General features: G+C 59.5%; 23 protein-coding genes. 21 read left to right on the forward strand and 2 right to left on the reverse strand.

From position 1 onward, the window contains the following. Nucleotides 1–30 precede the first annotated feature (30 nt). The 10 genes from cheY to J2T60_RS02150 all read left to right on the forward strand — a co-directional run bounded on the left by cheY (nt 31) and on the right by J2T60_RS02150 (nt 7,849). The gene (gene cheY / locus J2T60_RS02105; RefSeq protein WP_253444761.1) at nt 31–417 is read left to right on the forward strand and encodes a chemotaxis response regulator CheY; all 387 of its coding nucleotides are present in this window, start codon (nt 31–33) and stop codon (nt 415–417) included. Between the two features lie 38 nt (nt 418–455). After that, nucleotides 456–1,226, forward strand: a complete 771-nt coding sequence (locus J2T60_RS02110) for a protein phosphatase CheZ (protein WP_253444764.1) — start codon at nt 456–458, stop codon at nt 1,224–1,226. Between the two features lie 96 nt (nt 1,227–1,322). Continuing rightward, nucleotides 1,323–3,557 carry a chemotaxis protein CheA gene (locus J2T60_RS02115; protein ID WP_253444767.1) on the forward strand — a complete coding sequence of 745 codons (2,235 nt, stop codon included), beginning with the start codon at nt 1,323–1,325 and terminating at the stop codon, nt 3,555–3,557. A gap of 17 nt (nt 3,558–3,574) precedes the next feature. Continuing rightward, the gene (locus J2T60_RS02120; protein ID WP_253444769.1) at nt 3,575–4,318 is read left to right on the forward strand and encodes a flagellar motor protein; all 744 of its coding nucleotides are present in this window, start codon (nt 3,575–3,577) and stop codon (nt 4,316–4,318) included. Nucleotides 4,319–4,349: 31 nt separating this feature from the next. Continuing rightward, nucleotides 4,350–5,288 carry a flagellar motor protein MotD gene (gene motD, locus J2T60_RS02125; RefSeq protein WP_253444772.1) on the forward strand — a complete coding sequence of 313 codons (939 nt, stop codon included), beginning with the start codon at nt 4,350–4,352 and terminating at the stop codon, nt 5,286–5,288. Beyond that, nucleotides 5,285–6,076: a ParA family protein gene (locus J2T60_RS02130; RefSeq protein ID WP_253444775.1), complete on the forward strand. Its 792-nt coding sequence runs from the start codon at nt 5,285–5,287 to the stop codon at nt 6,074–6,076. Before motD ends, J2T60_RS02130 begins: the two co-directional genes overlap by 4 nt. Next, nucleotides 6,073–6,648, forward strand: a complete 576-nt coding sequence (locus tag J2T60_RS02135; protein WP_253444778.1) for a hypothetical protein — start codon at nt 6,073–6,075, stop codon at nt 6,646–6,648. The genes J2T60_RS02130 and J2T60_RS02135 overlap by 4 nt, the downstream gene beginning before the upstream one ends. Nucleotides 6,649–6,650: 2 nt before the next feature. Further along, nucleotides 6,651–7,184, forward strand: a complete 534-nt coding sequence (locus tag J2T60_RS02140) for a chemotaxis protein CheW (protein ID WP_253444781.1) — start codon at nt 6,651–6,653, stop codon at nt 7,182–7,184. Between the two features lie 21 nt (nt 7,185–7,205). Continuing rightward, nucleotides 7,206–7,427, forward strand: coding sequence for a hypothetical protein (locus J2T60_RS02145; protein WP_253444784.1), 222 nt, complete (start codon nt 7,206–7,208; stop codon nt 7,425–7,427). A 26-nt stretch (nt 7,428–7,453) separates the two neighbouring features. Beyond that, nucleotides 7,454–7,849: a DUF2802 domain-containing protein gene (locus J2T60_RS02150; protein ID WP_253444787.1), complete on the forward strand. Its 396-nt coding sequence runs from the start codon at nt 7,454–7,456 to the stop codon at nt 7,847–7,849. Nucleotides 7,850–7,858: 9 nt separating this feature from the next. On the opposite strand, the gene J2T60_RS02155 is transcribed toward J2T60_RS02150, so the two are convergent. After that, a complete protein-coding gene (locus J2T60_RS02155) occupies nt 7,859–8,164 on the reverse strand; it encodes an EscU/YscU/HrcU family type III secretion system export apparatus switch protein (protein WP_253444789.1) in 306 nt (101 codons plus the stop codon). Then, on the reverse strand, nt 8,161–9,468 hold the full coding sequence (gene fliK / locus J2T60_RS02160) for a flagellar hook-length control protein FliK (protein WP_253444792.1): 1,308 nt from the start codon (nt 9,466–9,468) through the stop codon (nt 8,161–8,163). The genes J2T60_RS02155 and fliK overlap by 4 nt, the downstream gene beginning before the upstream one ends. Before the next feature lie 325 nt (nt 9,469–9,793). On the opposite strand from fliK, the gene J2T60_RS02165 reads away from it, so the two are divergent. From J2T60_RS02165 to J2T60_RS02220, 11 genes are all read left to right on the forward strand, one after another. Continuing rightward, nucleotides 9,794–10,321: a chemotaxis protein CheW gene (locus J2T60_RS02165; protein ID WP_253444795.1), complete on the forward strand. Its 528-nt coding sequence runs from the start codon at nt 9,794–9,796 to the stop codon at nt 10,319–10,321. A gap of 86 nt (nt 10,322–10,407) precedes the next feature. After that, entirely contained in the window at nt 10,408–12,204 is a 1,797-nt protein-coding gene (locus tag J2T60_RS13285) for a methyl-accepting chemotaxis protein (RefSeq protein WP_301288294.1), read from the forward strand. Nucleotides 12,205–12,366: 162 nt separating this feature from the next. Beyond that, complete coding sequence (locus J2T60_RS02180; protein ID WP_253444798.1) at nt 12,367–13,191, forward strand: CheR family methyltransferase; 825 nt, start codon at nt 12,367–12,369, stop codon at nt 13,189–13,191. Nucleotides 13,192–13,279: 88 nt separating this feature from the next. Beyond that, nucleotides 13,280–13,930, forward strand: a complete 651-nt coding sequence (locus J2T60_RS02185; protein ID WP_253444801.1) for a chemotaxis protein CheD — start codon at nt 13,280–13,282, stop codon at nt 13,928–13,930. Further along, a complete protein-coding gene (locus tag J2T60_RS02190) occupies nt 13,927–15,033 on the forward strand; it encodes a protein-glutamate methylesterase/protein-glutamine glutaminase (protein WP_253444803.1) in 1,107 nt (368 codons plus the stop codon). Before J2T60_RS02185 ends, J2T60_RS02190 begins: the two co-directional genes overlap by 4 nt. A 173-nt stretch (nt 15,034–15,206) precedes the next feature. Beyond that, the gene (locus tag J2T60_RS02195) at nt 15,207–16,256 is read left to right on the forward strand and encodes a class I fructose-bisphosphate aldolase (protein ID WP_253444807.1); all 1,050 of its coding nucleotides are present in this window, start codon (nt 15,207–15,209) and stop codon (nt 16,254–16,256) included. A gap of 62 nt (nt 16,257–16,318) precedes the next feature. Continuing rightward, nucleotides 16,319–17,134 carry an ABC transporter ATP-binding protein gene (locus J2T60_RS02200; protein WP_253444810.1) on the forward strand — a complete coding sequence of 272 codons (816 nt, stop codon included), beginning with the start codon at nt 16,319–16,321 and terminating at the stop codon, nt 17,132–17,134. Further along, nucleotides 17,131–17,913 (forward strand): lipid asymmetry maintenance ABC transporter permease subunit MlaE, encoded by a 783-nt coding sequence (mlaE, locus tag J2T60_RS02205; RefSeq protein ID WP_253444814.1) that lies wholly within the window; start codon nt 17,131–17,133, stop codon nt 17,911–17,913. Before J2T60_RS02200 ends, mlaE begins: the two co-directional genes overlap by 4 nt. A 3-nt stretch (nt 17,914–17,916) precedes the next feature. Continuing rightward, a complete protein-coding gene (gene mlaD, locus J2T60_RS02210; protein ID WP_253444817.1) occupies nt 17,917–18,375 on the forward strand; it encodes an outer membrane lipid asymmetry maintenance protein MlaD in 459 nt (152 codons plus the stop codon). A 3-nt stretch (nt 18,376–18,378) separates the two neighbouring features. Continuing rightward, on the forward strand, nt 18,379–19,086 hold the full coding sequence (locus J2T60_RS02215) for an MlaC/ttg2D family ABC transporter substrate-binding protein (protein WP_253444820.1): 708 nt from the start codon (nt 18,379–18,381) through the stop codon (nt 19,084–19,086). Continuing rightward, nucleotides 19,079–19,387, forward strand: coding sequence for an STAS domain-containing protein (locus tag J2T60_RS02220; RefSeq protein WP_253444823.1), 309 nt, complete (start codon nt 19,079–19,081; stop codon nt 19,385–19,387). The genes J2T60_RS02215 and J2T60_RS02220 overlap by 8 nt, the downstream gene beginning before the upstream one ends. Nucleotides 19,388–19,392: the final 5 nt, after the last annotated feature.

Below are 19,392 nucleotides of genomic sequence, written 5' to 3' on the forward strand. Positions count from 1 at the left end.
GGTCACCTGGAGAATCGTCGGGAGGTTGGTTTGGACAAGAATATGAAGATTCTGGTGGTGGATGATTTTTCCACCATGCGGCGGATTATCAAGAATCTGCTCAGGGACCTGGGTTTCAATAACACCCAGGAAGCGGATGATGGCAAGACGGCCCTGCCCATGCTCAAGAATGGTGACTTCGATTTCGTGGTCACTGACTGGAACATGCCTGGCATGACGGGGCTGGACCTGCTCAAGGAGATCCGCGCTGACGACAAGCTGCAGTCCACGCCGGTGTTGATGGTGACGGCCGAAGCCAAGCGGGATCAGATCGTGGAAGCCGCACAGTGTGGTGTCAATGGCTATATCATTAAGCCCTTCACCGCCGCCACCCTGAAGGAAAAGATTGAAAAGATCTTCGAGCGGCTGGATGCCTGATACCGGGCTGGACACACTGGATACGGGAAGGAGGGGCAATGGCGTTCGAAGAACAGGCCAGGGCTGATGATTACAAACAGCGGCTGGAGAGCATGCTCCAGGCGCTGGAAGCCGGCGACGAAGAGACATTCAACCAGGAGCTGGACGGCCTGACCCATATTCGGGAAAAGGAGCTGTTCGTGGAGGTGGGGAAACTCACACGAGAACTTCACGAGGCGCTCAAGGGCTTTCGTATGGACTTTCGTCTGGCGGAACTGACCGAGAAGGAAATGCCTGATGCCCGGGACCGGCTGCTTTATGTCGTGGAGATGACGGAGAAGGCCGCCCATACGACCCTGGAAACGGTGGAAAGGTTGTTACCCAAAGCCGAGCAGATGGCCAGCGAGGCCGATTCCCTGGGACATTCTTGGAAGCGTTTTATGGATCGGGACATGGACGCGCAGGAGTTTCGGGATTTGGCCCACAGGCTCAACGATTTCCTGCAGCAGGTGAACCAGGAAGGTGAAGGACTGCGCTCCGGTCTCACCGAGATTCTCATGGCTCAGGAGTATCAGGACATCACCGGCCAGATCATCGGCCGGGTGATTCGTATGGTCCAGGAGCTGGAAGCCGGCATGGTGGATCTTTTGCGGGTGGCCGGTGGAAAACGGCTCAAGTCCGAGGAGGATGCGGCCGATAAGGAACAAGAGAAGGAACGCAGGGACGGCAATCTAGGTACCGGGCCGGCCACGCCCACCGATCAGGGGGGCGGAGAGGTGGCCCAGGGCCAGGATGAGGTTGACGACCTGCTTTCCAGTCTGGGTTTCTGATGCCCCGGTAAGGCATCCCGGGACAGTGCCCTGCAGGGGGATGATCGCCCCGGTCCCCGTTTCCATAATGCAGGGCGGATGTGAGTGGAGGGCAGCATGAGCTTTGATGGTGACCAGGAGCTGTTGGCGGATTTTCTGGTGGAAGCGGGCGAGATCCTGGATGAGCTGGGCGAGCAGCTTGTGGAGCTGGAACAGTCCCCGGACGATCGTGATCTGCTCAACACCATTTTTCGCGGCTTCCATACCATCAAGGGCGGTGGCAGTTTTCTCGGGCTTCGTGAAATGGTGGATCTGTGCCACAGCGCCGAGGATGTCTTCGATGTGCTGCGCGAGGGCCGTATAAAGATCAGCCAAGGCTTGATGGATGATGCTCTGACCACGCTGGATTGGCTGCAGACTATGTTTGGCGAGCTCCGGAAAGGGCAAGCCCTGTCGCAGCCGCCCCAATCCCTGATTGATTCCCTGCGTTCCCGCATAGAGAGCGATGCTCCCCAGGAAGCCGGCGCCGCTCCGGCCGAGCCCTCCCAGGCTCAGCCGGAACCGACGCAGGAGCCGCCGCCTTCCGATCGGGATGCCACCGATGATGAATTCGAGGCCATGCTCTCTGGCGCGCCCGCTGGCCGTGGTGGCGCCCAAAGTTCATCCACCGCATCGGGCGATGATGAAATCGACGAGGCTGAGTTCGACCGACTGCTGGACGAATTGCATGGTCCGGGCAAGGCGCCCGAGACGGCTGACAAGCCAGCCGAGAAGACGTCGGGCAGTGACGAGATCACCGAAGAGGAATTCGATTCCCTGCTGGATGAGTTGCATGGCGGGGCACCCGGGACCCAATCAAGCCTTTCGGGGGGGCAGACTCAGTCCAAGGCCGGGCACAATGCCGAAAAGGGTGGCGGGGATGGTTTTATTAGCGATGATGAATTCGAGTCTCTGATGGATGATCTTCACGGCAAGGGCCGTGGTCCGGGGGCTGAAGCAGACGGCAAAGCGACTGCCGACTCGAATGGACCGTCCCCGAAAGCACCTTCCAAGCAACCGGCGAGCCTGAGTGAAGGGGCATCAGAGAGCCGGCCCACCCAGAAGCAGGTGGACAAGCCGGAAAGCCGCCAGCCGGCAAAACCGGCCAGTCCGGCGGCGGCTGCCATGTCCGCTGAGACCACGGTTCGGGTGGATACCAGTCGCCTGGATTCCATCATGAATCTGGTGGGGGAACTGGTTCTGATCCGTAATCGCCTGGTCACCCTGGGGGGCAATGTCAGCCAGGATGAGGCTACCGCCACCGCCGTGGGGGAACTGGATCTGGTGACATCGGATCTCCAGGGCGCGGTGATGCAGACCCGCATGCAGCCGGTGAAAAAGGTTTTCTCCCGTTTTCCTCGGGTGGCCCGGGATCTGGCACGCACTCTGGAGAAAGAGGTCAAGCTGGAACTGCGCGGCGAAGATACCGATCTGGACAAGAATCTGGTGGAGGCTCTGGCCGATCCATTGGTACATCTGGTTCGCAATGCCGTTGACCACGGGATTGAATCCCCGGAAGTCCGCCGCCAGGCCGGCAAGAATGAAGCCGGGACCGTGGTGCTGTCCGCGGAACAGGAAGGCGATCAGGTCTTGCTCACCATCAGTGACGATGGCGGTGGCATGAACCCGGATGCCTTGCGGCGCAAGGTGGTGGAAAAGGGGTTGATGGAAGAGGAGGAGGCCTGGCGCCTGGACGACAAGGAAGCCTTTCATCTGATTTTCCGTCCCGGTTTCAGCACCAAGGATCAGATTTCCGATGTTTCCGGGCGCGGGGTGGGCATGGATGTTGTCAAAACCCGTATTTCCCAGCTTAACGGCACTATTGAGATCGATTCCCGTCAGGGTCAGGGCTCGGAAATCCAGATTCGGGTGCCCTTGACCCTGGCCATCCTGCCGACCTTGATGGTGACCCTGGGCCCCTCCATCTTTGCCTTGCCCCTTTCCAATATCCGGGAAGTGATCTATCTGGAAGATGAAAGCGCGCATCACATTGACGGACGGCGCGTGATTCGGGTGAGAAATCGTACCCTGCCACTTGTCTACCTCCAACAGTGGCTATCCGGAGACATGCCTTCACCGGATACGAAGCAGAGCCAGGTGGTGATTGTGGAAGTAGGTGGCCAGCAAATGGGACTGGTGGTGGAAGATGTCCTGGGTCGCGAGGAAGTGGTCATCAAGCCCCTGGGTGCCTATTTGCGGGGCATGTCCGGTTATGCCGGGGCCACCATCACCGGTGACGGGCAGATTGCCCTGATTCTGGATGTACCCATTCTGGTGAAATCCTATGGTAATGAACATCGACGGGCGTCGTGAGACGAGGCTGACCTGACATGGATATTTTGACCGTGCTCGGCATCATTTTTGGCGCCATTGCTGTCTTCGGCGGCGTGATTGCCAAGGGGTCCGATATCGGGGCGTTGTGGAATGCCGCGGCCTTTATCATTGTCATCATCGGCACTTTCGGCGCCATGATGCTGCAGACACCGTTGCGTGCCCTTGCCCGGGCGGGCCGGGTCTTCGGCTGGCTGTTCAAACCGCCCCAGGAGGATCGTCAGAAACTAATTGAAAAGATCATTGACTGGAGTCAGGTGGCCCGCAAGGAAGGACTGCTGGGCCTGGAAGCCGTGGTGGAAGAAGAGCAGGACGAATTCACCAAGAAAGGGTTGCAGCTTTTGGTGGACGGCGGTGAGCCGGACGTCATCCGCAGCATTCTGGAAGTGGATTTGGATGCTACCGAGGAATTCGATAAACAGGCCGTCAAGGTCTATGAAAACCTGGGCATTTACGCTCCTACCCTGGGCATTGTGGGGGCGGTGATGGGACTGATGGCGGTGATGCAGAATCTTAACGAGCCTGACAAGTTGGGGCCGGGGATCGCCGCTGCCTTTGTGGCCACCATCTACGGTATTGGTTCGGCCAACCTGCTGTTTCTACCCATGGCCGGCAAGCTTTCCCGGGCGATCAAGGATCAGGTTCAGACCCGCGAGATGTTTATTGATGGCTTGATTTCCATTGCGGAAGGGGAGAACCCCCGCAATATTGAAACCAAGCTCCAGGGTTATCTGAACGGTTGACCCCGCCATACGGGGCGGAGGCAGCTAGATCATGGCTCGACGCAAGAAAGGTGAAGACGAACACATCAACCACGAGGCCTGGGCTATTCCCTATGCGGATATGCTGGTACTGCTGTTGGCCTTCTTCGTGGTGATGTATTCCATCTCCTCGGTGAACGAGGGCAAGTACCGGGTGCTGTCCAATTCCCTGGCGGCCGCCTTTCGTGGCCAGCCCATGACGGTGGAGCCGGTACAGTTCGGCGAGCGGCAACGGGCCACCGGCGAATCCGCCCTGGAGATGGATATCATCAGCGATCCGGTGGATTTCCCCACCCACTCCGACGGTAGCCAGGTGGACCCCGCCGACGCCATGCGGGAAGGGCTGGATGAGATTGCAGATGCCATGCGGGAAGCCATGGCGCCACTGATCGATGAGGATCTAGTGGAAGTTCGGGGATCTGAGTTCTATATCGAGATCGAGATCAAGGCGGACATTCTCTTTCCCAGTGGATCCGCGGATTTGTCACAGGCGGCCCGGCCCGTACTGGGGCGGGTGGCGGAGGTGCTTGAGCCTTTTCCCAATCCGATCCAGGTGGAAGGCCACACCGATAATGTACCGATCGAGACCGATCGTTTTCCCTCCAACTGGGAGCTGTCGGCCGCACGCGCAGCGAGTGTGGTTCATCTGTTCCGCGATCAGGGCATTCAGCCCATGCGGCTGGCAGTGGTGGGCCTGGGTGAATATCGGCCTGTCGCGAGTAATGAGACCCCGGAAGGACGCAATCGCAATCGTCGGGTGGTTCTGACTGTACTGGCCGATCCCCGCTTCCAGGAGCGCTGGTTCAGTCCGGAGAATGCGGAAGGGCTTACAGATCCATCGGATATGCAACAGATGCTGGAACCATTGGAGTCCATCGAAGATGGAGCAGGGGATGGAGATCTGCCGGAGGATCTGTTTCCGGACCAGCAAGCGGAGGGTGAGCAGCCATGAACGTCTGGGCAGTTGCCAACCAGAAAGGGGGGGTGGGCAAGACCACCACTGTGGTCAGCCTGGCCGGAGAGCTCGCCCGCCAGGGTGAGCGGGTGTTGGTGGTGGATCTGGACCCCCATGCATCGCTGACCAGCTATCTGGGCCTGGATCCCGAGACCACTGATGATGGGGTGTATGCCCTGTTTCGACAAGCCGCCGGTGAATCGACGCCGTCTCCCCACGTTCGCCCCGGCCAGGCGGAGGGACTGGATCTGCTTCCGGCCAGCCCCGCCCTGGCGGTACTGGATCGGACCCTGGGAACCCGTAAGGGCATGGGCGTGGTGTTACAGAAGGGCCTGGCTTCCCTTGGGCAGGGTTACGACCATGTCTTGCTGGATTGCCCACCCATGTTGGGGATCCTTATGGTCAACGCCCTGGCGGCCTGCGATCGATTGGTGATACCGGTTCAGACCGAGTTTCTCGCCCTTCATGGACTGCGGCGCATGCTGCGTACCCTGGAAATGATTGGCCGCTCCCGGGACCGGGCTCCTGAATACATTATTGTGCCCACTCAGTTTGATCGTCGTACACGGGCGGCGACCCAGAGCCTGTATACCCTGCGGGACGAGTTCCATCCCCATATCTGGACCCAGTACATTCCGGTGGACACCCGTTTTCGCGAGGCCAGCCGCCAGGGCCGGGCCCTGACCTGCAGCGACCCTGCTAGTCGGGGCGCCCAGGCCTATGCCTCCTTGGCGAGGCATTTATTGAGTCTGGAAAACACGCCTCAAGAGGAGTTGGCTTCATGAGCGGCGATCATAGCCAGGACCCCCTTGCCCGGTATCTGGATGAGATGCTCGACGATGAGAACACCGCTGGACCGACTTGGATTGAGTCGGCGCAAGGGACCGGGTCGGAATTCCCGACCCAAGTCGTGGCATCGGCGTTGCCTGAAGCCGACTGGTGGGGTTTTGGCGTGGCCCATCTGATACTGGTCTTGCGCGGTGATGCGGTAGCGGCTATTCGGGATCAATGTGATGGGGATTGGCTGAGCGATGATGGCGCCTTGTTGCAGGGTTGGGTGGAGTTGGACAATGAAGGGCATCTGCTGGTGGATGCGGCCAGAATGATCCTGCCGGAAGAACATTTTAAAGCGCTGCCGCCCCTGTCTCAGCGTGCGGGGGGGGTGATACAGGTAAAAGACACCGGTGTTGCCCTGTTGACGGATTCCGAGCCCATGCCGATTGAGATCAGCGAGGATGAGATTCGCTGGCGTAAGGGGGCCGGGTCGCGTCGCTGGATGGCGGGAACCATCATGAACCGCAGCATGGTCGTGCTGGACGTGGCCGGTCTGCTGGAAACAGCAAGCATGGGAGAATAGTTATGGCGGAAACGCGTCAAAAGGATACAAAGGCCGAGCAGGCCGAGCGTTCCCGGGCAGCCCAGAAAAAGCGGGAAGAGCGCCGCCAGGAACCACGGGAGCAATGGGTCAGCTTCAAGCTGGGCCGGGAATTGTATGCCCTGAAGGCACTGCATGTTCAGGAAATTCTCAAATCCGGTGATATTTCTCCCGTACCCGGGGCGGAGCATTTTGTGCTCGGGGTGATCAATTTGCGTGGCAATATCGTGACCGTGGTTGATACTTGCAAGCGTTTTGGGCTTTCCAGGCCGGAAAGCGATACCATTCAGCAGATCATCGTGGTGGAAGCCGATGATCAGACCCTGGGATTGCAAGTGGATGATGTGACGGAAGTGATTGATATCCGTCCCAGCGAGGTGGAAGCTGCCCCCCAGTTTGAAAGCGATCAGGTGGCCCGTCATATTCAGGGCGTGGTACGCCGGGATCGGAATCTGGTTGTGCTGGTGGATGTTCGCCGGCTCATGCCCCAGCGAAGCGAGAAGCAGGCGGCAGTCTGAGCCGCGTCGGGAGGCCTTGCCATGGCAGATAATGTGGGTCCCACCAGTCCCATTGCTCCTACCAGCCCTGCCAGACGGGAGCTGACGGATGAAGAACGTCGCCGCCGGGAAGAGGCTCGTCGTCGGCGCAATGAACCACGGCAGGAAAAAGCGCCGGAGGAGGAAGGTGGAGAAGCACCTTCCGAAGGGGATTCGGGGCGGCATGATGACGACGATGGGCCCCATATCGACGAATACGTCTAAGCTTTTTTCACTGACCGGGGAATTCCATGTCCATTGACTGGACAGTCATCATAGGTGGCTTGATCATCGGCATCATGGGCTTGGCCCTGGCCTTGTTTGTGGTGGCCATCCGACGGTTGCGGACCGCTGAGCAATTGATGCGGCGTGTCCGGCAGGAGCTGGACAAGGGCGGCCGGGAGCAGGCGGAAATCAAGCCCTATGTCCTGCAATTGGGGGAACGCCTGTCCGGCATGGAGAAACGCCTGCGACATCTGGGGGAAAGAATGAGCCAAGTGGAATCGCGCGCCCAATCCGGCCCGGATTACGATCAGGCCATTCGCATGGCCCGCAACGGGGCCGGTCCCGATGAACTCATGCGCCAATGCGGACTGGGCCAGAGTGAAGCCAAGCTGGTGGTGGCGATTCACGGCGTCCAGAAATAGCAGTACTGTTCAGTCGCTGTCATTCTGCCAGCGATCTTCTTCCCTGGGGTCCCGGCCCGATACCCAATAGGCGAAGGCAATTACCTCGGCCACCGCCACATAGAGCTCTCGCGGAATCGTTTCCCCCACTTCCAGGCGGGTCAGAAAGCGGGCCAGATCTGGATCCTGGTGGATGGGGATGCCGTATTCCTCAGCCAGGGCCGTGATCTCGCGGGCCAGTTTCCGCCGGCCCTTGACTGAGACCGAAGGGGCCTGATTGCCGTCATAGTGCAGGGCCACCGCCATTTCGTTTTCCCAATGCCGAGACTCACTCATGCTTCACTCCGCCAGGCCCGCATGGGGAGGGCGGTTAGTCCCGGGGGCGGTGATCCCGCGCTGACACCGATTCGGTCCAGCCTGAGTTGCTGGGCCCGAAGTCGTTGCCGGAATTCCCCCAGGTGTCGCCTTAGTTTCTCGATGGTTTCGCCCGTCTCGGCATACAGAAGGACGGAGAGCCGCTCGCCCTGTAGTCGCAATTCCGCATAAAAAGGACCCAGTTCCGCCAAATGAACCGCCAGTGTGGCCGTCCAGGCATCCTCGCCGTTGCGCTTTGAGGCTTGTTCTTCGCGTTGTAGATAGAATTGCCAGAGATCGGAGCCGTCCTGGCGCTGGACCGGCACCTCAAACCAGAGCTGGGTCCGGCCCCCCTCGCTGTCGCCGCTTTGGGAGGCGGCTTGCTGCAGTTCACTGCGGCCCAAGGCCCCTTCGATTTGTCGGATAATGATTCGCAAGGCTTCCGGCAAGGACTGCAGCAATTGCCCCTGCTGCCCGGCGACCGGGCTCTGGAGGAGGGGGCTGTTGCCCGGTGGGGCACTGTTCCAGCCATTCCCGGGGGGAGGTGGGACGGCCCCGGCACGCAGGGTGGCCGGATTGCCGCTGTTTGGCGGGCTTGGTGGTGGCAAGCGCCCGGCGCGCACGGTCTCTCTCAGGTTCAAAAGGCTGCGCCCCAGGGCGATCTTCCAATCACGCGCCAATGGATCATGGCCACCAAAGCCCCCGGTTGTTGGAATTGAGGGTGTATTGGGGTTCAGCATGAGCCGGTTTTCGGCGAACAGGCCGCTATCCCGCAGTGCCTGGCGAACCCCATTGGCAGAGGACAGCTCGTTGACCGAGCGCATGGCCGTCAGCAGGGGAGCCAGTGCTTGTCTCAGGGCTTCTGGGGGACGGTTGATCTCGCCTGCCGACGGTTGGATGATCAGGCGCAGGCTTTGCAGCAGGTTGCGGCTGTCCAGCTGTCGAGCCAGACCTTCCCGAGCCAGGGTTTCCCGGGCCAGGGCCAGGCGGTCGGGGTTCGGTCGATTGCTCTGGCTTTGCCCCGATTGTTCCAGGATGCGCATGTCCAGCGCCGGTCGGACTTGGATCACCTCTAGTAGCAGACGGCTGCCGGGCGCGGGTCGGACATCGCCTCTCAAGGGTAGCGTGATCTCGCCCACTCTCAGACGAGCCCCTTCCGGGGTCGAGATGACACGGCCTTCCAGGATCTGTCCGGGCCTGAACCACGATGCTGGTCCCGACGCGCTGCCGCGGTGAAGTCCAGACGGGGCAGGGCGATGAGGGTCGGTGGGGCGAATCTCGGACATGGCGCTGTTCATCCAGAGAGTGATACCGCCAGTGTAATCCATCCCCGCAGGGTGGACCCAACTGGTTACAATTCGGGCACCGGGGTGCTTGGGATACCGGCTTTATTCAACATAATGCAAGAATGTACCTTTTCTCACATGACGGGCGGGTGGCTCAATCTGGCATGGATTGTGCTGTGATCTTGTCAGGGACGGGTGAAGGCCACTCATTTGACGGAAAGATGGCGCTGCAAGCTCAAGCTTTTCAGTCATCTGCCGTCAACGTTGATGACAGCGCTCAACCGTCGGGGCCAGACCGGGTCCCGTGAAGCAGGAGCCGAGATTGATGGCTGAACAAGACAGCTGGGAAGAAGGTGATAACTCCATGCTGGCCGGATTCGAGGAAGATGGCCGGCAGTTTCTCAGTTTCTCACTGGGGGGCGAGGACTACGGCATCGATATCTTCCGGGTGCAGGAAATCCGCGGCTGGTCGGAAGTCCGAAAGATTCCGGGATCACCGCCCTGGATACTGGGCATCCTGAAACTGCGCGGCAATATTATTCCCATCGTGGACATGCGGCTTCGCTTTGACCTGGAAGTCAACGACACCAATGAACGAACCGTGATCATCATTCTCAATCTCGGGGATGAAGAAGACAGTCAGGATGTGGGCATTGTGGTGGATGAGGTGGCCGATGTGATGGGAGCGGCCGAGGATGATATCCGGCCGGCTCCGCGCATGGGGGGCAATGTGGATACGGAGTATCTGGAAGGGATTGCCACGGTGCGCGATAGCATGCTGATGCTGTTGGACGCCCCGCGCCTGTTCCGGGGCTGGGAGCTGGAAGAGCTGCGCCAGCTGGGAGAGTTGTGATGCATAAGTGCAACCATTTTGAATCCAGCCCTCGGGTGGACTGGATGACTATCCAAACGGATTAGATAACGGTCAGGGGAATTGTGATGAGACTCAAGCTTTCCATTCGTGCCCGGCTGATGCTGTTCATCGCCATCGCCGCCCTTGCGTTGCTCATTGTTGGGGCCTTGGGCCTCAATGGCACCCGAACCGGGGAGCTCACGCTGGATCGGGTGATTGAAGAGAGCTATCTGCCCACCACTCAGATTTATGACATTTATGTCCTGAACAACGACCAGATCAGGGCTGTGGATCGGGCCCTGATTGAGGAAAATCCCAGTTTTGCCGAATCACAGCGCGAGGAGATTGAGGAGCGGGAAGCGGAAATCAATACCCTGCTGGCCGAGTATCGCGAGCGAGATATCTCAGCCGAAGAACAGCCGTTGTTGGATGCATTTTCCGAGGCCCGGGAGAATCAGCTGGATTCCATTCACCGGGTGCTGGATGCCATTGCCGATGAAAACATCAATCTGGCCATGAATCTGGAGTTCAATCAATTGGGGCCGGATTCTCGAGAAGTGGCAACGGCGGTGGAAAGTGTCGTGACCTACCAGCACGACGCGGCCCAGCGCTTGGATCAAGAGTCGGATCAGCAGCTGCGGAACCTGAACATCATCGCCGCCATTGCTATTGCCATGGGCCTGGCATTGTTGATCCTGGTGGGCTGGAACACCGTCCGCAATATCCGGGCAGCCATTATCAAGGCCAGTGATCTGGTGGATCGGATATCCGAGGGCCACCTTAATAACAAGGCGACGGTTGAGGTCCGTGATGAGATTGGTCTCATGATCGAGGACCTGGGTCGCATGGACAATCAGTTGGCCGATATCGTCGGCAAGGTGCGGGATTCGGCCACCGCCGTGGATACGGCTGCCCAGCAGATCGCCACAGGCACCGACGACTTGGCCCAGCGGACTCAGGAACAGGCGTCCTCCATTGAAGAAACCGCTTCCAGCATGGAGGAAATGACCTCCACGGTGAAAAACAATGCCGATAATGCTCAGGAGGCCAATCAATTGGCGTCCGGGACGCGCGACGAAGCTGAACGCGGTGGGCAGGTTGTCCAGCAGGCGGTGTCTGCCATGCGGGATATCGACGAAAGCAGTGGCAAGATTGTCGAGATCATTTCCGTCATCGACGAGATCGCCTTCCAGACCAACCTGCTGGCACTGAATGCCGCAGTGGAGGCCGCCCGGGCCGGTGAGCAAGGGCGCGGCTTTGCGGTGGTGGCCACTGAAGTCCGGAACCTGGCCCAGCGCAGTGCCAAGGCGGCCAAAGAGATCAAGGATCTGATTAATGACAGCGTGGGCAAGATCAAGAATGGTTCCCAGCTGGTGGAAGAGTCAGGCAAGACCCTGGAAGGCATTGTGGAGAATGTCCGAAGGGTGACCGAGATCGTGGCCGAAATTGCCGCTGCCAGCAATGAGCAGGCTTCCGGGATTGATCAGGTCAACCGGGCAGTGATGCAGATGGACGAGGTGACCCAGCAGAATGCCTCCCTGGTGGAGGAGACGGCGGCGGCCAGCCGTTCCATGCAGGAACAGGCCGCTCAATTGCTCGAACGCATGGCCTTCTTTAGCCTGGATGGCGAGAGTGGCGAGGCGCTGGTGGAAATGGGCCAGCGGGCGAGGCATCAGGCTCAGCGTCGGGAAGAAAAGGTCCAGGCTCGGCTGGAAGATACGGCCCAGGGTAGCGTGATTGATAATAATGAAGCCCGGCCGGGTCAGAGCCAGTCCCGTCATGGGGGACGGAAAGATCGAGATGGTAAGCATTCCACTGCTGCCGCTTCCTCTTCCACGGGCAAGTCCTCTGCTGGCAGTGATGACCATTGGGAAGAGTTCTGATGCCGTTCGAACGGCTTAAGGCTGTATCCTGATGGGAATGTTGCTTTAGGCTGACGGTGGCCGCTTCTATCGGCTACCGTCAGCTTTATAGGAAGAACACAAGGCTAGGCAATTATGCGAGGTTGATCGCAATCACTGTCGGAGGTCATGGTCGAGCCGCCTATGCAATCGTATTCCTTCTCCGACGCCGAGTATGACGAACTGCGGCGCCTGATTGAAAATCAGGTCGGCATTGCCCTTTCAGGCGGCAAGCGGGACCTGGTCTATAGTCGGGTGTCCCGTCGTCTGCGTTCCCGCAATCTGTCCTCTTTTGCCCAATACCTTTCCCTGCTGCGAAGTGGTGACGAGGAAGAACTGTCCGAGCTGGTCAATGCCATGACCACCAATGTGACCCAGTTTTTCCGTGAATCCCATCATTTCGATTACCTGAACCAGAAATTCTTTCCCGAGATGGTCGCCAGCAAGGGGTCGGATAAAACCATCCGCATCTGGTCGGCGGGCTGCTCCAGTGGTGAAGAGCCTTATTCCATTGCCATTGTGCTGGCCGAGTTTCTCGAGAACCATCCCGGTTGGAAAGGGGAGATCTGGGCCACCGATGTGGACGGGGCCATTCTTCGTCAGGCCGAGGACGGCATCTACGCCATGGATCGCCTTAAGAGTGTCTCGCGGGAACGCCTGCGCCGATTCTTTCTACGGGGAAGTGGGCCCAATGAAGGCAAGGCCCGTGTCGGCCGCACGCTACGTGACCTGGTCAGTTTTCAGCGCGTCAACCTGATCGAATCCTGGCCGGTTCGAACTGCCTTCGATGCCATCTTCTGCCGAAATGTCATTATCTACTTTGATCGTGGGCATAAAAGCCAGGTGGTGGATGGCTTTGCTGATCATCTCCAGCCCCATGGTTATCTTTTTCTGGGGCATTCCGAATCACTGCACGGCCTGTCCGAGCGCTATCAGTTGATCGGCCAAACCATTTACCGGCGCCGCTAGGAAGGTAGCTCGTGTGTGTGAGCTTGCCATGATGTAGGCTCAAGGAAAGCGACTCTGATCCGACCGCACACTGGCCGGGAGGGAAAGGATGCAACGAGTATTCGGTGGTAGTTCGGATGGTTTTTGCAGCTTTGACCCGCTGCTGGACCGTGAAATCACCCGCATTCACGCGGGTGGATACTGCGTGGTTCAGGGAGAAGCCGTGCTGAGTACCTTGCTGGGCTCCTGTGTCTCGGTTTGCCTTCGGGATCCGAAAGGCCCGGTAACGGCCATGAATCACTTTTTGTTGCCCGGGGAGCAGGCAAGACATTCCCTTGGGGGCGCCGGCAATAATGGTGATTACCCAGTTTCCCGTATGTTGGCGATGGCAAGACCGACGCCAGAAGGAGATTGTCGTTACGGGATTTATGCCATGTCGGCCATGATCGATAGCATGCTGCTCATGGGGGCGTGCATGGAACGGCTGGAAGCGAAGATTTTCGGGGGGGCCATGATGATCAATGCATCCCGGGATATCGGCGGTGTGAATGTGACGTTCGCCGAGGAAAAGCTACATAGCCTGGGCGTTCCGATTCTGGCCTCCGATGTGGGTGGGAAATACCATCGGGTTATACGCTTTTTCTCGGAAAGCGGTCGAGTGCTGGTGAGCCGGGGTAACGAGTCCCGCACGCTGGGCCGCTATACTGCGGCGGTGACGAATGCCCGGGGCGTTCAGACAGACCAGAGGAGAGAACATTGAGTGTCAGCGGCAAGATAAAAGTGGTGGTGGTTGATGACTCGGCCCTGGTCCGCAAGCTGCTGACCAGGATGCTGGAATCCGATCCCGGTATAGAGGTGGTGGGGGCGGCTCCGGATCCTTTCGCCGCCCGTGATCAGATCAAACGCCTGAATCCGGACGTGATCACCCTGGATGTGGAAATGCCGCGGATGGATGGCATCACCTTCCTGGAAAACCTCATGCGTCTGCGGCCCATGCCGGTGGTGATGGTCTCCTCCCTGACCCATAACGGCGCCAAGGTAACCCTGCAGGCCATGGAGCTGGGCGCGGTGGATTTTGTCACCAAGCCCGCCCGGGAATTGTCGGTCAAGCTGGAAGACTATGCTGCCGAAGTGGTTGAAAAGGTCAAGAATGCTGCCCGGGCCAGCATCCGCCCTCTGAGCACCTTCTCTGGGGAAGATCGGGACCGTTTCCGGGATCGGGTTCGCCAGTCCCTGCGCGAAGCGGGTGCTTATGAGGCGCGTAGCGCCGGCACCCGACAGAAGCTCGTGGCCATCGGTGCATCCACCGGCGGAACGGAAGCCATTCGGCGAGTACTCGAGTGTCTGCCGCCCAATTCGCCACCTATTGTCATCAGCCAGCATATTCCAGCCAATTTTAGCGGACCCTTTGCTGAGCGCCTGGATGCCTGTTGCAGCTTGTCGGTGAAGCAGGCCGCCGACCGCATGCCCATTTTGCCCGGGCATGCCTACGTGGCGCCCGGGGATTACCATCTTCGGGTGCAGCGGGATGGCGCCCGGCTGATCTGCCGCATCGACCAGTCGGCGACCGTGAATCGTCACCGGCCCAGTGTGGATGTGATGTTTGATTCCGTGGCCGAGGCCGCAGGCAGTGAGTCGGTGGGGGTGCTGCTCACGGGCATGGGGCGGGATGGCGCCCAGGGCTTGTTGCAAATGAAGCAGGCCGGGGCAGCGACCTTGGTCCAGGATGAGGCCACTTCCACCGTCTGGGGCATGCCGGGGGCGGCCAATCAGTTGGGAGCGGCGGACGAAGTCCTGGCGATTGAAGAGATTCCCGCCAGAATGCTCACCCTGGCCTCAGGAAAGGGTGCCCGCAGTGCCTGAAGGGTGGGCTTTGCCCCCCTGTCCGGGGGAGTACCGGCTCCTGCTCGGCATCTGATAAACTATCCAGATTGAATTCAACCGCCCCGGGTCGGGACATGGTCCCGTCTGTGGTGCCAAGGCCCGGCAAGGCTGTGGCCCGGGGTCAGTGGAAAACTCATTCTGGAGGAATAGGCATGAATGCGGAGCTTGCAAGCAAGTTGGATCAGCTCAAGCGGGTGGCGCGGGAGCTGGTGGCTCCCGGCAAGGGGATTCTGGCAGCCGACGAGAGTACCGGCACCATCAAAAAGCGGCTGGATTCGGTGGGCGTGGAATCCACCGAAGAAACGCGCCGTCGTTATCGCGAGATCCTGCTGACCACGTCGGGTGCGGAAGAATTTATCAGCGGTGTAATTCTGTTTGATGAGACTCTTCGTCAGTCCACCCGGGATGGGGTGCCGTTTTCCCAGCATCTCAAGTCCCAGGGCGTGATCCCCGGCATCAAGGTAGATGCCGGTGCCAAGCCCCTGGCGGGCCACCCGGGCGAGAAAGTCACCGAGGGGCTGGATGGTCTGCGGGATCGCTTGTCCGAGTACGCCGACTTGGGCGCCCAGTTCGCCAAGTGGCGGGGCGTGATCACCATCGATGCCGCCAAGGGCCTACCTAGCGACTACTGCCTGACGGCCAATGCCCATGCCCTGGCCCGTTATGCTGCCCTTTGCCAGGAAGCCGGTATCGTGCCCATTGTAGAGCCGGAAGTGCTGATGGATAGTGACAACAGCATTGAGGTCTGTGAAGACGTGACCAACCGGACTCTGAATACCGTGTTCCAGGCCCTATTCGAGCATGGTGTGGCCCTGGAAGGGATCTTGCTGAAGCCCAATATGGTTATTGCCGGCAAGCAGGCAAAGCGCCAGGCGGGGCCCCAGGAAGTGGCTGAAGCCACCGTGCGTTGCCTGAATCGTCATGTTCCGGCGGCAGTGCCTGGGATTGTCTTCCTCTCCGGCGGCCAGAGCGACGAGTTGGCCACCGAGCATCTGAACCTCATGAACCGCATGGGCCCCCATCCCTGGGAGCTGAGTTTCTCCTACGGCCGTGCCCTGCAGGCACCCGCGCTCAAGACCTGGGCCGGTGATGAGGGCAAGGCCGAGGCCGCACAGCGAGCCTTTTATCATCGGGCCCGCTGCAACGGTGCGGCTCGCCACGGTGAGTGGTCGGCCGAGCTGGAGAAAGAGCGGGCCGCCTGATCCGAAGGCCCCGGGCGTGACCCGGGGCTTTTTTTTGCCCTTGTCATGGAGCGTCAGCAAGCATGCAGGCAGAATCATCCAGTCCCCATATCGTCATGAAACAGGTCCGTTTCAGCCGCGGGGAACGTCCGATTTTCGAGGACGTGAGCCTCAGCGTGCCCCGCGGGAAGGTGACCGCCATCATGGGGCCCAGCGGTACCGGCAAGACCACCTTGCTGCGCCTGGTCACCGGTCAGCTTCAGGCGGATGCCGGCCATATTGAAGTGGATGGTCAGGTGGTGGATCGATTGGGCTTGAAGGATCTTTATGCCCTGCGCAAGCGGATAGGCTTTCTATTCCAGGCCGGCGCCCTGCTGACGGATCTGGACGTCTATGAAAATGTGGCTTTTCCCCTGAGAGAGCACACCCGGCTGCCGGAGGCGGTGATCCATCACTTGGTGATGATGCGCCTGCAGTCGGTGGGCTTGCGTGGTGCCGCGCGCCTGATGCCGGCGGAACTTTCCGGTGGCATGGCGCGTCGGGTAGGGTTGGCCCGGGCCATTGTGATGGACCCGGAACTCGTGCTCTATGATGAGCCCTTTGCCGGCCTGGATCCCATCTCCATGGGGGTGATCGTGCGCTTGATCCGCCAGGTCAATGAAGCCCTGGGCTTGACCAGCGTGATCGTGTCCCATGACATTGAGGAAGTCTCTCAGGTGGCGGATTGGGCCCATATCATTGCCGACGGTCGTATCGTGGCCAGTGGCACACCGCAGGAACTGCATCAGGAGGATTCCCCCTGGGTGCGCCAGTTCATGCATCGCCAGTCCGATGGCCCCGTGCCTTTTCACATGCCCGCCCCGGACTACGTCAGTGATCTGATGGAGGTGGGGGAATGACCACCATGTTGCAGGATTTGCGGGACAGTGGCCGGGGGTTTTTACAGACCCTGGGGGCCATGACTTGGTTTCTGTTACGGCTGTTGCGGGAAACGCCGTCGGCATTGCTGCGTTTTGGACTGATTTGGCAACAACTGTATCGACTGGGCGCCCATTCCCTGTTGATTATTGGAATATCGGCGGTTTTCGTGGGCATGGTGTTGGCCCTGCAGGGCTATCACATACTCAGCCAGTTTGGTGCTACCGAGTCCCTGGGGGTTATGGTGGCCATGACCTTGGTCCGTGAGTTGGGTCCGGTGCTCACCGCGGTGCTGTTTGCAGGCCGGGCGGGGACATCCCTGGCATCGGAAATCGGCTTGATGCGGGCCACCGATCAGCTATCCGGCATGGAAATGATGGCGGTGGATCCGGTCAAACGGGTTATCGTGCCCCGCTTTTTGGCGGGTGTGATCGCCGTGCCGCTGTTGACGGCCATCTTCAGTGCCTTGGGTATTTTCGGGGGCTATGTGGTGGGGGTGGGATTGCTGGGCGTGGACGCCGGGCCATTCTGGTCCCAGATGAACAATGCTGTGCAGGTGGGTACGGATGTAATGAGCGGCATCTGGAAGAGCGTGGCCTTTGGGGTCACCGCCAGCCTGGTGGCCGTGTATGAAGGCTACAAGGCACCGCCCACCGCCGAGGGCGTTAGCCGGGCTACCACCCGGGCGATTGTGATTACCGCGGTGGCCGTATTGGCCATCAATTTCCTGATTACGGCAATGATTGTGGGTGAGGGATAAGCCATGCGTCATAACAAGGCGATGGATTTCGGAACCGGTCTGTTTGTCTTTCTCGGCATTCTGGCCATATTCTTTTTGGTGACTCAGACCACCGGCATGCGGGGTCTGGGCGCGGGGGATGGCTACGAAGTCACCGCCCGCTTTGATGATATCGGTAACCTCAGGACCAGGGCCCCGGTTACCATGGCCGGGGTGCGGTTGGGGCGTGTGACGGATATTGAATTTGACGGGGATCGTCTGGATGCGGTGGTGACCATGACGATCAATGACCGTTACGATAATCTTCCTGCGGACACCACGGCTTCCATCCGAACCTCCGGCTTGCTGGGTGAACAGTTCATCGCTCTCGAGCCGGGAGGGGATGTGGAGGCTCTGGCCCAGGGGGATCAGATCATTCACACCCAATCGGCCTTGGTGCTGGAAAACCTGATTGGACAGTTTCTCTACTCGCAAGGAGAGTAAGCCATGCGGACCTGGAACAAGTTCACGTTGATGTCTGCTGTTGTTTCCATCTTTAGCGCCTTGACGCTGCTGGCCTGGACGCCGCCGGCCAAGGCCGAGTCCTTGCCGGATCCGGCCGAAATGGTGGAGCGGACGGCCAATGAGATACTGAATGAATTGAAAGAACGCCGGGAGGAAATGCAGGAAGATCCCCGGGAAGCCTATGAGTTTGTTGAAGAGATCCTGTTACCGGTGTTCGATGTTCCCTATGCCACCCGTCTGGTGATGGGGCGGCATGGTCGGGATGCCAGCCGGGAACAACGCCGTGCTTTCGGTGAGGCCTTTTATAGTTTTCTGGTCCGCAGCTACGCCGATGGCCTGATTGAGTACGACATCTCCGATGTGGATATTGAGGTAAGACCGGTTCGCGGTGAACCGGACCCGGACCGGACCCGGGTTCGCACGGTTATCAAGCGTAGCGATGGCGGGGATATTCCCGTGGATTACAGCCTGCGTTATACCGACGATGGCTGGAAGGTCTTTGATGTCACCATCGAGGGCGTGTCCTATGTCACCAACTATCGCAATTCCTTTGATAGCGAAATCCGTCAGCGTGGCCTGGATACCGTGATCGAGCGCCTTGAGGAGCGAGCCCGCAAGGCCGGGGAAGAATTGGAAGAGTCCATGGAAGAAGGCGCTGAGGATCAGTCCGACGAGGATTCCGATGAGTGAACCCAAAGGGGCCGAGCTGGCGCTGGAAAATGTCTCGGAAGGGCGTTACCGACTCAGTGGAGAGCTGAGCTTCAAGACTGCCGAGCAGGCACTTGCCACCGGGCGGGATTTTCCGCTGGCGCAATCCCTGTGCCTGGATGTATCCGGGCTCGAACGCGTGGATAGTGCCGGTCTGGCGGTGATTCTGGAATGGTGGCGGCTGTCCCATTTGGCGGGAGGAAGCCTCAGCCTGGAAGGGCCCTCTGAGCAATTAAAAAAACTGATTGCCATTAGTGAATTGGAACCGGTATTGCTGGGTTGAGCCGG

Origin of the sequence: Natronospira proteinivora (assembly GCF_024170465.1) — a bacterium.
Lineage (GTDB): Bacteria > Pseudomonadota > Gammaproteobacteria > Natronospirales > Natronospiraceae > Natronospira > Natronospira proteinivora.

Excerpts from the sequence above, each read along its gene's own strand:
- J2T60_RS02110 (WP_253444764.1), top strand. The coding sequence starts at position 456 with ATGGCGTTCGAAGAACAGGCCAGGGCTGATGATTACAAACAGCGGCTG.
- J2T60_RS02115 (WP_253444767.1), top strand. The coding sequence starts at position 1,323 with ATGAGCTTTGATGGTGACCAGGAGCTGTTGGCGGATTTTCTGGTGGAA.
- J2T60_RS02120 (WP_253444769.1), top strand. The coding sequence starts at position 3,575 with ATGGATATTTTGACCGTGCTCGGCATCATTTTTGGCGCCATTGCTGTC.
- motD (WP_253444772.1), top strand. The coding sequence starts at position 4,350 with ATGGCTCGACGCAAGAAAGGTGAAGACGAACACATCAACCACGAGGCC.
- J2T60_RS02130 (WP_253444775.1), top strand. The coding sequence starts at position 5,285 with ATGAACGTCTGGGCAGTTGCCAACCAGAAAGGGGGGGTGGGCAAGACC.
- J2T60_RS02135 (WP_253444778.1), top strand. The coding sequence starts at position 6,073 with ATGAGCGGCGATCATAGCCAGGACCCCCTTGCCCGGTATCTGGATGAG.
- J2T60_RS02140 (WP_253444781.1), top strand. The coding sequence starts at position 6,651 with ATGGCGGAAACGCGTCAAAAGGATACAAAGGCCGAGCAGGCCGAGCGT.
- J2T60_RS02145 (WP_253444784.1), top strand. The coding sequence starts at position 7,206 with ATGGCAGATAATGTGGGTCCCACCAGTCCCATTGCTCCTACCAGCCCT.
- J2T60_RS02150 (WP_253444787.1), top strand. The coding sequence starts at position 7,454 with ATGTCCATTGACTGGACAGTCATCATAGGTGGCTTGATCATCGGCATC.
- J2T60_RS02155 (WP_253444789.1), bottom strand. The coding sequence starts at position 8,164 with ATGAGTGAGTCTCGGCATTGGGAAAACGAAATGGCGGTGGCCCTGCAC.
- fliK (WP_253444792.1), bottom strand. The coding sequence starts at position 9,468 with ATGTCCGAGATTCGCCCCACCGACCCTCATCGCCCTGCCCCGTCTGGA.
- J2T60_RS02165 (WP_253444795.1), top strand. The coding sequence starts at position 9,794 with ATGGCTGAACAAGACAGCTGGGAAGAAGGTGATAACTCCATGCTGGCC.
- J2T60_RS13285 (WP_301288294.1), top strand. The coding sequence starts at position 10,408 with ATGAGACTCAAGCTTTCCATTCGTGCCCGGCTGATGCTGTTCATCGCC.
- J2T60_RS02180 (WP_253444798.1), top strand. The coding sequence starts at position 12,367 with ATGCAATCGTATTCCTTCTCCGACGCCGAGTATGACGAACTGCGGCGC.
- J2T60_RS02185 (WP_253444801.1), top strand. The coding sequence starts at position 13,280 with ATGCAACGAGTATTCGGTGGTAGTTCGGATGGTTTTTGCAGCTTTGAC.
- J2T60_RS02195 (WP_253444807.1), top strand. The coding sequence starts at position 15,207 with ATGAATGCGGAGCTTGCAAGCAAGTTGGATCAGCTCAAGCGGGTGGCG.
- J2T60_RS02200 (WP_253444810.1), top strand. The coding sequence starts at position 16,319 with ATGCAGGCAGAATCATCCAGTCCCCATATCGTCATGAAACAGGTCCGT.
- mlaE (WP_253444814.1), top strand. The coding sequence starts at position 17,131 with ATGACCACCATGTTGCAGGATTTGCGGGACAGTGGCCGGGGGTTTTTA.
- mlaD (WP_253444817.1), top strand. The coding sequence starts at position 17,917 with ATGCGTCATAACAAGGCGATGGATTTCGGAACCGGTCTGTTTGTCTTT.
- J2T60_RS02215 (WP_253444820.1), top strand. The coding sequence starts at position 18,379 with ATGCGGACCTGGAACAAGTTCACGTTGATGTCTGCTGTTGTTTCCATC.
- J2T60_RS02220 (WP_253444823.1), top strand. The coding sequence starts at position 19,079 with ATGAGTGAACCCAAAGGGGCCGAGCTGGCGCTGGAAAATGTCTCGGAA.